The sequence below is a fragment of the Pontibacter sp. Tf4 genome, assembly GCF_014212495.1.
In the GTDB taxonomy this organism is placed as follows: Bacteria; Bacteroidota; Bacteroidia; order Cytophagales; family Hymenobacteraceae; genus Pontibacter.
Genome location: NZ_JACKZC010000001.1, coordinates 183,388 through 196,029 on the forward strand (window position 1 = coordinate 183,388; position 12,642 = coordinate 196,029).

A 12,642-nucleotide genomic window follows, 5' to 3' on the forward strand; every position below is an offset into this window, starting at 1 on the left:
ATCTACTTAATAAACTTTTAAATATAGTACATTTTGTGTTATAGTTTATATATCTGCCTGCTGCTGAAAAATTTGTGCAATTTTCACCTTGTTGCTGGCGCCTGAACATTCTGCCTTATCAGTGGTATAGTTATTGTTGAGTTTGAATTAATAGATGAAGATTTTCCGAGATAAACCTGCTGCTGCTCCCAAAGCAGCTGATGATAAAAAAACCCTGAAAGAACAGGTAGGCGCGCTAAAGAACCTGCCAAAGTTTTTCCGGCTGATCTGGGAAACCAGTCCGGCCATGACGATCGGTAACCTGGTACTGCGCCTGGTAAAGTCGGCCCTGCCCCTCTCGATGCTGTATATCGGCAAACTGATCATTGATGAAGTGATCCGGCTGATAGACGTAACCGGCGAGAAAGACCTCTCTTTTCTGTGGATGCTGATAGCAGCAGAACTGGGCCTGGCTATAGTTTCAGACCTGATAAGCCGCGGCATTACTTTGCTGGATAGTTTGCTGGGCGACCTGTTCTCCAATAAAACATCGGTACAACTGATAGAACACGCAGCCACCCTGGACCTGACCCAGTTTGAGGATGCCACCTTTTACGATAAGTTGGAACGGGCTCGCCGGCAAACGGTAACACGTGTGGTGCTCATGTCGCAGGTGCTGTCGCAGTTGCAGGATATTGTAACCATAGGCTTTCTGGCGGTTGGTCTGATCGCGTTTAACCCGTGGCTTATTCTGATACTGCTGATCGCGGTTATCCCTTCGTTTCTGGGCGAGACGCATTTTAACGAACGTACTTACTCCCTTTCCCGCTCCTGGACTCCAGAGCGCCGCGAACTGGACTACCTCCGTTACATTGGCGCTTCCGACGAAACAGCCAAAGAGATCAAAACCTTTAACCTGTCCGGCTTTCTGGCTGATCGGTTCAGGGTACTTTCAGATAAATACTACCTACTCAATAAAAGCCTGATCGTGAGAAGGGCTGTATGGGGAAGTGCTTTGTCTGGTTTGGGTACGCTGGCCTACTATGGCGCTTATGTGTTTATACTGGTGCAAACGGTGGCCGGTGCCATCACTGTGGGTAGCCTTACCTTTCTGGCGGGCTCGTTCAGCAACATGCGCGGTCTGCTGCAGGGCATCATGACCCGTTTCTCGCAGATAGCGGAAAGTGCTTTATACTTACAGGACCTGTTCGACTTTCTGGAACTTAAACCACAGATAACGCCGCCGGTTAATCCACTGCCCATACCACGACCCATACAACACGGCTTTACGTTTGAAGGTGTAGGCTTTAAGTACCAGAACAGCGAAAAATGGGCTGTGCGTAACCTGAGCTTCCACTTAAGAGCTGGCGAAAAACTGGCTTTGGTTGGCGAAAACGGTGCCGGTAAAACCACACTGGTAAAACTACTGGCCAGGCTATACGAACCAACCGAAGGCCGCATTCTCTTAGATGGCATCGATCTTCGGGACTATGACCTGAACGACCTGCGCCACCAGGTAGGCATCATCTTTCAGGATTATGTGCGCTTCCAGATGTCGGCTTCCGATAACATTGCCATTGGCCAGATCAGCAACATCCGCGACAAAGACCGCATACAGGGATCAGCACAAAAAAGCCTGGCCGACCCAGTTATCCAGCGCCTGCCCGATAAGTACGACCAGGTGCTTGGCAAGCGCTTTAACAAAGGTGTGGAGCTATCGGGTGGCGAGTGGCAGAAAGTGGCCTTGGCGCGTGCTTATATGCGCGATGCTCAGCTGCTGATACTGGACGAGCCAACCTCTGCCCTGGATGCCCGTGCCGAGCACGAAGTGTTCCTGCGCTTTTCGGAGCTGATAGCAGGCAAAACAGCCGTACTTATCTCCCACCGCTTCTCGACAGTGCGTATGGCCGACCGCATCCTGTTCCTGGAGCAAGGGCAGTTAAAAGAACTGGGCTCGCACGATGAATTGCTGGCACAGAACGGCAAATACGCCGAGCTATTCCATTTACAGGCCAAAGGGTATTTGTAAATCGTTATTCGTTGATAGTTATTCGTTAATAGTTTGATATCAGAACTAAGAGCTTCAACTGTATAGCGTACATGAGGAAATAACCCTGCTAATCTTTTAATCCTGAAAATCCTGATCCCAACAATTAACTACCATCAATCAGCAATCAACCCTCTCCACGTGGAACATAATTGCTTAGTTAAGCGATGCTTGCCCGTGCTGGTTAAGCCAGGTTTCGGCTTCTTCTACCGAGTTGAAAGTGCGGTAAGGTAAGGTAGAGTTGGTCTTAAAAGAATTCAGCTGTAAGTGCGCTATCTTATCGGTGGGCATGACATGGGCTACCTGCCTTACACCTGAATCTATTATTATTTGTTGAGCAGCCATGTGCAGCTCGTTCATTTCCTGCGGATGCGTGATCATGGTACGCATGTCAGTCAGAACTGTAAAGCCCGGCTGTGTTAATGCTATTATCTTTTTCCAGTCGCCGAGTAGGTCCGGTACGGCACTTTTGCTTTTCCAGTAGCCGTGTATGGTAAAGTAAACCCTGTTCCTGGCTTTATCTACAGACAGGTCATAGCACGAGTTCTGCGCTACCTGGTGGTAGGTGCTTTCCGGAACATCGCTATATTGGCTGGCTGTATACATTACCGACTTTTACGAAATTGTACTCCCTGCGCCTTATACTTTATGAAGTTTTATTAGCCATGTAGTAACTTTTTACCTCCCTCAATACCATATCCGGGTAATCTGATATGATACCATCTACTCCGGCGTTCAGCATTTTTAGTACTGTTTCAGCATCGTTTACGGTCCAGGCAAAGCATTTTATACGTTCCTTTTGCAGCAGTTGCATCAGGCTGCCATCTATCAAACTATAGTTGGGGTTGTAGGCGTACGGCATAAATCCTAACTGGTCCAGGCGTTGTTCGGGCGGCGTGTTATCTTCGGTAAGTAACCCCAGTTTTATAGTTGGTTTTAAGTGGTGCAGCACCTGCAACGGCCTCACATCAAACGACTGGATCAGGGACTGCTCCGTCAGTTTATAGTTTGCCAGCACCTCTAACAGCAACTCTACAAACAGCTCCGGCCTGGGGTGGAAAATCTTATCGCCGGCTATAGTTGATTTGATCTCGATGTTGAAATACGGACAGGCTATAGTTTGCTGCGCACAATACGCCTGTACTGCTTCTATAACTTCGGATAGCAATGGCTTGTGTGCAACCTGGTTTTGCTGCTTTGGGAAGCGCGGATGTGTTTTGGAACCGCAGTCGTATTGCTTTATAGTCTGGTAGGGCAGCTTGTAGATGTTATGCTGCAATTCATCAGCCGGAGCTATAGTTGTGCCATCGGGTTTCAGGCAGTATTCTGCAGCAAACCAAGGCTCATGCGATACCAGTACCTGTGCATCTCCTGTTATCACCACGTCCAGTTCCAGGGCGTGTGCTCCCAGTTCAGTTGCTTTCAGAAAGGCGGGTATGGTGTTTTCCGGTAAGAGGCCGCGGCAGCCTCTGTGCCCGTGCACTTCTATTGCTTCGGGCATCTGCTAATACGTGAGGGTGCTGCTCAGATCATGAACCACACCGTTTTTAAGCTCTGTATCGGCTTTGGTAATAGCTACCCCGTTAACCAGGGTATTGGTTTTGCGGCAGATGGTAATGTTCTGTCCGTTCAGGGTTTCCAGCTTGGCTCCGTCTTTCAGGTCTTTTTCGGTGTACTTTCCTTTTACAATATGGCCGGACATCACCAGTTTCACTTTATCTGCAGGCTGACCTTTCAGCGCTTTCAGGGCGGCTTCGGGTGGGGCAAATAGGGTGTAAGGAGCATCGCCAGAGAGTACGGGCAGCAGTCCGGCAGTGGTCAGGAGTTCTACCAGCACCGGGCGTTCTTTCACAGCATACTCAACTATAGTTGCCCGAGAGGTGGCAGCAGATGCCAGGTCCTGGGCATGCAGGTTTATAGTTGCAAACAGGAAGGCAAGCAGGGTGAGTTTTATAGTTATATGTGAGGGGCGCATACGTAAAAGTGTTTGTTTTCAAACCCTTATACGTGCAAACCCCACTAAAGTAACTTCTCTCCCGAAAATCAGTGCAATTCCGGTTACTTAGCTAAACAGCCTCCAGCTGGCAATTTCGTTTATAAAATGCGGCCCTGCCTCCGGAACTATAGCCAGGCTAACTATAAACCCATACAGGGCACCGTACAAGTGGGCATCGTGGTTTATGTTGTCGCCCATGCGCTTACCCGAAAAGTAAGAATAGATCAGGTATAAAACCCCCAGAATAAAGCCCGGCACACAAAGCACGGCATACAGGCAGATATCGGCTGTGGGGTAAAACAGGATGCTCGAAAACACCACGGCTGCTACCCCACCCGATGCACCCAGCGCCCGGTAGCCCGGATCGTTGCGGTGCTTGATGTACGTGGGGATATCAGAAACTATAATGCCGCCGATGTAAATAAGCAGGTAGATCAAAATGCCGTTTACCTCCCCGAACCAACTTTTAAACGTGTACTCCACATTGCTCCCGAAGAAATAAAGCGTAAACATGTTAAAGAACAGGTGGGTAAAATCGGCGTGCAGGAAACCTGACGTGATAAAGCGGTACCAGGAGTTGTCGCGGTTAACTGTGTACGGATAAAATATCCACTTCTCCATAAGAGAATGGTTACTAAAGGCATACCACGAAATAACCGCAGTAAGGATGATCAGAATAATGGTAACGCTCATGTTTAAAGTTAGAGATTTAGAAAGTTGAAGAGTTAAAAATAAAGAAAGTTGTAGAGACGCAATATTTTGTGTCTTAAACTATACCAGAGCTAACAATTCAACCATCAACAATTTAACAATCAGCAATTAAGAATCCCGCTCCATTAGCTGCAGGGCCAGGCCGCGCAGGGTGGCTTTGCGCTCGTCCGGTACGGCAATGGCATCGAGGTGGCGCAGGGCTTCTTTAAAATACAGGTCTATCTGTTCTTCTGTCTGCTGACGGATGCTTAGCTGGTCGTAAACTGTTGTAATGGCCTGTACTTTGGCTTCGGAAGTGTGATTCTGGGTAATGTTGCGCCAGCTTTTTATAGTTTCCAGCTGCTCTCCGGTTGCCTGTTCCAGCGCTGTCAGCATCAGGAAGGTTTTTTTATCGGACAGTATATCGCCGCCCACCTGTTTGCCGAATTTGTCTTTATCGCCATACACATCCAGCAGGTCATCGCGCAGCTGGAAAGCAATGCCAATATTGTTACCAAACAGCCTCAGGTGCTCGGCATCTTCATCGGGCGCGCCCTGTAAAATAGCACCAAGCTCCAGGCTAAACCCTACCAGCACGGCAGTTTTCAGCGTAATCATCCGGATGTATTCCTGTATGCTTACCTCGGTGCGCTGCTCAAAATTCATATCCAGTTGCTGGCCTTCGCAAACCTCGGCGGCTGTATTGCTGAACAGTTCCAGCACCCGCGCCAGCTTGTCCGGCTCAGCCTGTGCCATCAGTTGGTAAGCACGCACCAGCATTACGTCGCCGCTCAGTATGGCAATGTTGGCATTCCATTTCTCGTGCACGGTTTGCTGCCCACGACGCAGCGGCGCCTTGTCCATTATGTCGTCGTGCATGAGCGTGAAGTTATGGAAAACCTCTACCCCTGCGGCTGGCAAAAGTGCCTTTTCAATATCATCATCAAACATTTGAGCCGACAAAAGCACCAGCATGGGCCGGATGCGTTTGCCACCCAGCGACATAATGTAACGGATGGGCTCGTATAGTTCGGATGGTTGCTCGCCGTAGCGAAGCGTTGCTAACGTATGGTTTAATTTTTCGGACAGGATGCTAATATCCACGAGGTATTCTATTTTTTCAGTGTCTCAATCAGTTCCAGATCGATGGTGCGCTCGGCCAGGTTGGCGCTTACAACTTCAACTATAACCTCGTCGCCAAACGAAATGATACGCTTGCTTTGGCGGCCAATAATTCTATAGTTGTCGGCATCCAGTTCGTAGTAATCGTCATTCAGCGTAGAGAGACGTACCATGCCCTCGCACTTGTTTTCTTCGATCTCCACAAATATACCCCATTCTGTAACACCAGACACTATACCTTTGTATTGGTTACCAATCGTGTCCTTCATAAACTCTACCTGCTTGTACTTGATAGAGGCACGCTCGGCATCCGCAGCACGTTTTTCCATTTCAGATGAATGCTGGCATCGGGCTTCGTAATCTTCCTTGTCCGTAGACGGGCCGCCATCCAGGTAATGCTGCAACAGGCGGTGCGCCATCATATCGGGGTAGCGGCGGATAGGCGATGTAAAGTGCGAATAATGCGCGAATGCAAGACCAAAGTGGCCTTCAGGCTCGGTGCTGTACTTGGCCTTCGCCATCGTTCTGATAGCCAGGTTCTGCAGTACGCTCTGCTCCGGTTTGCCTTCGGTTTCTTCGGCCAGGTTATTCAGTTCTGATGAGATGTTTCCTTCCGGGTCTACTTTATAACCAAATTTGCGGGCAAAGATCGAGAAGGTACTCAGTTTATCAGGGTCCGGGGCGCCGTGGGTACGGTAAACCATAGTTGGACGCTTTTTGCCTTTGCCCAGGTTATATACAAACTCTGCCACCTTTTTATTGGCCAGCAGCATAAATTCCTCGATCAGTTTGTGGGCATCCTTGCGTTCTTTTACATAAATGTAAAGCGGTTTGCCGTTGTCGTCGAGCTTAAACTTTACTTCTATCGTCTCGAAGCTGATGGCACCGTTTTTAAAGCGTTTGTCTTTCAGATTTTTGGCGATGCCGTTCATGATGTTGATCTCTTCTGCAAAGTCGCCTTCGCCGGTCTCAATGCGCTCCTGGGCTTCTTCGTAAGTAAAGCGGCGGTCGGAGTAGATAACGGTGCGGCCAAACCATTCGCTGTATAGTTTGCCGTTATCGTCCAGCTCAAAAACTGCCGAAAATGTTAGCTTCTCTTCCTGCGGGCGCAGTGAGCAAAGGCCGTTTGAGAGCCTCTCAGGCAACATGGGCACCGTTCTATCCACAAGGTAAACCGAGGTAGCTCTGTGGAAAGCTTCCTTCTCCAGCAAACTTTTGGTGTCTACATAATGCGTTACATCGGCAATGTGCACGCCTATTTCCCAGTTACCGTTATCCAGCTTCTGTATCGAAAGGGCATCGTCAAAGTCCTTGGCATCGGCAGGGTCAATAGTAAAAGTGGTTACATCCCGGAAATCGCGGCGTTTGTTGATTTCGGCCTGCGTAATTTTATCTGAAATGCTTTCGGCTTCTTCTTCCACAGACTCCGGAAATTCAAATGGTAAGCCGAATTCCGCCATAATAGAATGGATCTCGGCTTCGTGCTCACCAGCCGGGCCAAACACCCGCGTTATTTCACCGATCGGGTTTTTACCTGGTTTATCAGGCCACTCGGTAATTTTTACCAATACTTTGTCGCCATTCTCCGCTCCGTTCAGGCCGCGTTCGCCTACAAAAACATCGAAGTATAGTTTCTTGAAATCCGGAACTACAAAACCGAAGTTCTTCGATAATTGCAGAATGCCTACCAGTTCTTCGCGCTTGCGCTCCAGTACTTCTACTACTATGCCTTCGGCACGGCCGCCCTGGTAGGTTGGCAGTACTTCCACTTTCACCAGGTCTCCGTCCATGGCGTAGTTCAGGTGCTCCCTAAACACACGCACATCGTCTTCTATTCCTTCGGCTACAATGTAGGCGTATTTGTTATTGGCCATGTCTACCCTGCCGGTAATAATATCTACCTTCAGGTTCAGGGTATACTTGTCTTCGTCTATAACTATAACTCGGTTCTCGCGCTGCAATACACGCAGCATGTCGTTCACCAGTTCACGGCCTTTTTTATCTACCACCCCTAAGCGGCGGTAAATCTGGCGAAGTGTAAATTCTGTATCAGGGTTTCTGGAGAACAGCTCCAGCACCATGCCTTTTGCTGATCTGTCGCGACCACCGTCTCTGCGGCCCGATCCTTCTCTCCTATCACCTGATCTGCGGCTGCTACCACCTGTTGCTTCTCTTCTGGATGAGCTGCCACGTGGCGCTCCGTCTCTTCTGGATGATGACTCGCCACGGCGGGAGCCACCTTTTTCGCTGCGGCCTTTTTCTCTGCCGCCTTTGGTATCTCGTTTACTTCTCATGTTTTATTTTGTTGGTATACAGCTTCTTTGGCTGCATCCGGTAATTTTTAGCCTTTATAGATTTGATACTATACGCCACCTACAGTGGTTTGGCTAACCTATAGTTGCAATTATGGAGTAATTTATAGATAAAGCGCTATATAATGTACTTTGTTTGAAATTAAGTTAGTGTTATGATCGTAAAATCTGTTTGGTAAAGTGTGTAATAGAGGCTGTTTCTTTACTGGCGCGAGCTCCTGACTCAACTGGCTCCATAGGGACATATTTACCAGTATCGTTGGCTATAGTTTGTAAGCTAAGTTCTTCTTTTGTCATTCCGAGCGAATTCGTCTATAGTTACTTAAGTGTAATGTCGAGCATTCTTGAGAAGCGAGTCAAAGAGAGCCAGCGTAGCTGTGAGAAATCTTATATGTCTTATAGCTTCTTTTCTGTCATTTCGAACAACGTGAGAAATCTATCTCGGCTTATAGTTGATACTCATGAGCTATAGTTCTATAGTTGACTTTGCCTACTGCTGGAACCAAGCCGTTGTACTATAGTTACCTATCACCCTGGGAGCTCTAAGTACCTACAGTTCTATAGTTTGGTTGGCTCCCTCCTGGGCCGGGAGGCCCCGTCTTCGGGCATCGCGCTGCTGCCTTCTTGCTATCCTCCTGCGTCGGATTGCCTGACGGCACCGCAACAAGTCAAAGGCGCTCAACCCAAAGACTGTAATCAGTTCGATAGCTACGACTATGGCTGTAGTTGCTGTTCTTGCTTTGGCTTGAGTAGATCGTTTTTCTCGTGGCTATAGTTCCGTAGGGGACAGGTAAAACCTGTCCTGTTCACAGGCTGTAACTATAGCACTGTAGCATAAACTATAGCAGTATCAGAGTTCCCCTCCTTGGATAAGGAGGGGCAGGGGTGGTTTGAACCGCTGCAACTATAAAACTATAAATCAAACTATAACCACAGCCTAAATCCTGATCCAGATTATAGTTGTCCTGCCTTGAGAAGCTCGCGTTTCTGCTGGGCTTGCAGAATGTCTTCTACTTCGCCTTTCGGGATGGCATTGATGAGGGTGCGGGTGTATTCTTCTTTCGGGTTCAGGTATAGCTGCTGCGGTGTTCCACTCTCTACAATCTGGCCTTTGCTCATCACCAGTATGCGGTCCGACATATACTTAGCTACCGACAGATCATGGGTGATAAAAATGTAGGTCATCTGGAATTCGTGCTTCAGCTTGTTCAGCAGATTTAGTACCTGCGCCTGTACCGATACGTCGAGCGCCGAAACGGATTCGTCACAGATAATACATTTTGGCTGCAACACTAAGGCTCTGGCAATACTGATACGCTGCCGCTGGCCACCCGAAAACTCATGTGGATAACGTTGAAAGTGCTCAGCCGTAAGCCCCACCTTTTCAAGCAGTTCCATCGTTTTGGCTTTGCGTTCGCGGTCGTTGGCGTATAGTTTATGCACACGCATGGGTTCCATAATCGTCTCTCCTACGGTATGCATCGGGTTCAGCGACGCATACGGATCCTGGAAGATCATCTGGAATTCGCGGCGGCTTTTGCGTAATTCTTCTGAGCTAAGTTTTGCAATATCACGCCCGTTGAAGATAATGCTGCCTTCTGTGGGTTCTACCAGCCTAAGCAGCGCCCTACCCAGCGTAGTTTTTCCACATCCCGATTCTCCCACCAATCCTATCGTTTCGCCGGGTTTTACTTCAAAACTAACGCCATCCACTGCCTTCACATAATCCGTAGTGCGGCCAAAGAAGCCTTTCTTTATCGGGAAATATACTTTCAGGTTCTCTACTTGCAGCAGTGATGGTTTCTGGCGGTTTTCCTGCTCATGCTTGATATCTGTAACAGTGCTTACATAGTTGTTCACTACATCAACAAGTGATGGCTCAACAACTTCTTTCTTCCGCTCTATAATGTTGCCGTTCTCATCTTCCAGCATAAAATCAGAAACGGTAGGCAGTATAGATTGCGGTTTAGCAGACAGCTTCGGTCGGCAGCCCAACAGTCCTTTGGTGTAAGGGTGTTGCGGATTTGTAAAGATATCCAACACTTTGCCCTGCTCTACCAGCTTGCCTTTATACATTACCAGAATGCGGTCGGCAATTTCGGCAACTACGCCAAGGTCGTGGGTAATAAATAATACGGCTGTGTTTTCTTTTACCCGAAGTTCATCAATTAACTGCAGCATACGCGCCTGCACCGTTACGTCCAAAGCGGTAGTTGGCTCATCTGCAATTAGTATGCTGGGCTCGCAGGCCATGGCCATGGCGATCATCACGCGCTGCTTCTGTCCACCCGAAATCTCATGTGGATAAGCATCGTAAATTTTCTCTGGCCGCGGGAGCTTGGCCTTTTCAAAAAGGGCTATAGTTCTTTCCCTGGCTTCTTTTTCTGAAAGATCGGTGTGCAGCAACAGCACTTCGGCTACTTGTTTTCCACAGGTATACACGGGGTTCAGCGACGACATCGGCTCCTGGAAGATCATCGAAATATCGTTACCCCGTATCTGCTGCATCTGCTTTTCCGGCAATGCAAACAGGTCTACTTCTCCGAACTTTTCTGACTGGAAAATGGCTGTACCACCTGCTATGCGTCCTGGCGGGGTATTTATCAGCCGCATTACCGACAACGACGTTACCGACTTGCCTGAGCCGGACTCTCCAACTATAGCCACCGTCTCTCCCGGGTATACTTCAAACGAAACCTTATCCACAGCTTTGGTAGTGCCGCGGTGTGTGGAGAAAACGGTTTCCAGGTTGGTTACTTTAAGTATAGGTGTCGGTGTGGCCAAGGTAATTCGGGTTATGCTTCAGGTAAAAATAACAGTTTTTGCCGTATTCGCTACTCTATAGTTACATCTATCTGCTTGCCCCTGTAGGTATAAGCATGAATTAAACCGATACCTTCTTTTATGTAAATGCCTTCGACAAAATCCAAAGGATACTTATCAGATCTTGGTTCATTAGCTTCTATGTGAGGTTCTTTTATGTACAGGTGGTATACATTCTCATGCGAAACCCCATTCAAGGTTATAGTTGGTAAAAATTCCTGCATGTAGGTTATCTTATCAATTGTAGTGGTGGTTGCTTCTTCAAACAAGAAATAGCGCTGAGCCGAAAAGCTGTTGATGGTACCCGTTCCGTACGGTACTGGCTCAGGAAAAATGTTGTTATACCCCATTGCAAATTCGATCACATCACCCACAGCATTTTTGTCTGGAATAGTATTGTAGCGTTCCGCATCCGCATCTTTTCTGTATGTTGCTTTGATGCTAATCAGACTTTCGCCCTGAGTTTGGCCTGTGTATACTTTTTCTTCGGCGGTGTAATACTCTTTACACGAATTAGGATCGAATTTGCCAGTGTAGTTCGTTTTTCCGGCAGGGATGATAACCTGTGCATTTGTATTGGGTACAGCATAATTCATCTGCTGTTTACCACTTTCGGATGTTATATAATAGCTTTTCCCTGGAGCAGGTTGAGCTGGCAGAAAAGAAATGAGTGCATTGGTGAACTCCAGTTTGCCCAGGTTCACGTCTTCGCAGTTGTCGCAGGAAAAAAGGCTTACTGACAGCGCTACAACGGCTAAAAGTTTTGGTAATCTCATGTTAGTTAAAAGCTTGGGAAGATAGCTACCGGAAAAAAGGCACGAAATATAAGCTGAAGTTCTGAAACTATAAGCAGCTATTGTTTACAGATTTGAAATAAAAAAGCGGTTGCTCCACATGGAACAGCCGCTTTTCTATTGTTTATAGTTTGGCTTAGAAACCTTGTTGCTGCACAGCCTGGTGCTTTGGTTCCGGGTGCTCGCCGAAAAAGCGTTTCTGATTAAACAGGATCAGTAATACACCAATAAAGATAGCGGCATCGGCTACGTTAAAGATTGGCCACAACGACATAGGTTTGCCACCTAAAAGCGGTATCCAGTGCGGTACAATGCCTTCCCAGATATCCAGGTAGAACATATCGATCACCTGCCCATGGAACCATGGCGTAGAGGAACCATACAGCGCGTTATCGAACCATACACCATAGAACGTACTGTCGATCAGGTTGCCAACGGCGCCTCCTAATATCAGGGCAATACACCAGATCAGACCTGTCGGCGCTTTATGGTTTACCAGGTAGTACAGGTAGTACCCGATACCAAACATGGCTACCAAACGGAACAGTGTCAGCATGAGTTTACCATACTCGGAGCCCAGCTCCACGCCGAAAGCCATACCCGGGTTCAGCGTATAGTGCAGCTTAAAGAAGTCGCCTATAACGTGAATTTCGCCGGGTAAACCCATTTCCATGTTGTAATGCACGATCAGCTTTACGGCCTGGTCAATCAGGATCACAACAAGGCTGAGCAGGTAAAATTTCCAGTATTTCATGTGTGTTTGGTAAGCAGCTTTTTGAGATGTTAGTAGTTAGATATTAGATGCTAGACGTCTTTTACCTTAAACTATAGTATTCTTTTAACTGCAAGTATACTTAATAAAAAGAAACGCACCCGCCA

The 12,642-nt window shown here is 47.8% G+C and carries 10 protein-coding genes; 1 reads left to right on the forward strand and 9 read right to left on the reverse strand.

Annotation, left to right across the window (positions count from 1 at the left end; translation table 11 throughout):
* Positions 1 to 154: 154 nt before the first annotated feature.
* Positions 155 to 2,008, forward strand: coding sequence for an ABC transporter ATP-binding protein (locus H7F15_RS00775; RefSeq protein ID WP_185195041.1), 1,854 nt, complete (start codon positions 155 to 157; stop codon positions 2,006 to 2,008).
* A 174-nt stretch (positions 2,009 to 2,182) separates the two neighbouring features.
* Here H7F15_RS00775 and H7F15_RS00780 read toward each other — a convergent pair whose 3' ends face one another.
* From H7F15_RS00780 to H7F15_RS00820, 9 genes are all read right to left on the reverse strand, one after another.
* On the reverse strand, positions 2,183 to 2,632 hold the full coding sequence (locus H7F15_RS00780; protein WP_185195042.1) for a hypothetical protein: 450 nt from the start codon (positions 2,630 to 2,632) through the stop codon (positions 2,183 to 2,185).
* Positions 2,633 to 2,672: 40 nt separating this feature from the next.
* Positions 2,673 to 3,527, reverse strand: a complete 855-nt coding sequence (locus H7F15_RS00785; protein ID WP_185195043.1) for a glycerophosphodiester phosphodiesterase family protein — start codon at positions 3,525 to 3,527, stop codon at positions 2,673 to 2,675.
* Positions 3,528 to 3,530: 3 nt separating this feature from the next.
* Complete coding sequence (locus H7F15_RS00790) at positions 3,531 to 4,001, reverse strand: fasciclin domain-containing protein (protein WP_185195044.1); 471 nt, start codon at positions 3,999 to 4,001, stop codon at positions 3,531 to 3,533.
* Between the two features lie 87 nt (positions 4,002 to 4,088).
* Positions 4,089 to 4,715 (reverse strand): rhomboid family intramembrane serine protease, encoded by a 627-nt coding sequence (locus H7F15_RS00795; RefSeq protein ID WP_185195045.1) that lies wholly within the window; start codon positions 4,713 to 4,715, stop codon positions 4,089 to 4,091.
* A gap of 126 nt (positions 4,716 to 4,841) precedes the next feature.
* Positions 4,842 to 5,816, reverse strand: coding sequence for a polyprenyl synthetase family protein (locus H7F15_RS00800; RefSeq protein ID WP_185195046.1), 975 nt, complete (start codon positions 5,814 to 5,816; stop codon positions 4,842 to 4,844).
* An 8-nt stretch (positions 5,817 to 5,824) separates the two neighbouring features.
* Positions 5,825 to 8,128 (reverse strand): ribonuclease R, encoded by a 2,304-nt coding sequence (rnr, locus tag H7F15_RS00805; protein WP_185195047.1) that lies wholly within the window; start codon positions 8,126 to 8,128, stop codon positions 5,825 to 5,827.
* Positions 8,129 to 9,100: 972 nt separating this feature from the next.
* Positions 9,101 to 10,930, reverse strand: a complete 1,830-nt coding sequence (locus tag H7F15_RS00810) for an ABC transporter ATP-binding protein (protein ID WP_185195048.1) — start codon at positions 10,928 to 10,930, stop codon at positions 9,101 to 9,103.
* 50 nt (positions 10,931 to 10,980) lie between these two features.
* Complete coding sequence (locus tag H7F15_RS00815; protein ID WP_185195049.1) at positions 10,981 to 11,745, reverse strand: hypothetical protein; 765 nt, start codon at positions 11,743 to 11,745, stop codon at positions 10,981 to 10,983.
* 154 nt (positions 11,746 to 11,899) lie between these two features.
* Entirely contained in the window at positions 11,900 to 12,517 is a 618-nt protein-coding gene (locus H7F15_RS00820) for a lipoprotein signal peptidase (RefSeq protein WP_185195050.1), read from the reverse strand.
* Positions 12,518 to 12,642: the final 125 nt, after the last annotated feature.

What these genes read in the sequence shown, in the direction of transcription:
- H7F15_RS00775 (WP_185195041.1), top strand. Translation starts at nt 155, where the DNA reads ATGAAGATTTTCCGAGATAAACCTGCTGCTGCTCCCAAAGCAGCTGAT.
- H7F15_RS00780 (WP_185195042.1), bottom strand. Translation starts at nt 2,632, where the DNA reads ATGTATACAGCCAGCCAATATAGCGATGTTCCGGAAAGCACCTACCAC.
- H7F15_RS00785 (WP_185195043.1), bottom strand. Translation starts at nt 3,527, where the DNA reads ATGCCCGAAGCAATAGAAGTGCACGGGCACAGAGGCTGCCGCGGCCTC.
- H7F15_RS00790 (WP_185195044.1), bottom strand. Translation starts at nt 4,001, where the DNA reads ATGCGCCCCTCACATATAACTATAAAACTCACCCTGCTTGCCTTCCTG.
- H7F15_RS00795 (WP_185195045.1), bottom strand. Translation starts at nt 4,715, where the DNA reads ATGAGCGTTACCATTATTCTGATCATCCTTACTGCGGTTATTTCGTGG.
- rnr (WP_185195047.1), bottom strand. Translation starts at nt 8,128, where the DNA reads ATGAGAAGTAAACGAGATACCAAAGGCGGCAGAGAAAAAGGCCGCAGC.
- H7F15_RS00815 (WP_185195049.1), bottom strand. Translation starts at nt 11,745, where the DNA reads ATGAGATTACCAAAACTTTTAGCCGTTGTAGCGCTGTCAGTAAGCCTT.
- H7F15_RS00820 (WP_185195050.1), bottom strand. Translation starts at nt 12,517, where the DNA reads ATGAAATACTGGAAATTTTACCTGCTCAGCCTTGTTGTGATCCTGATT.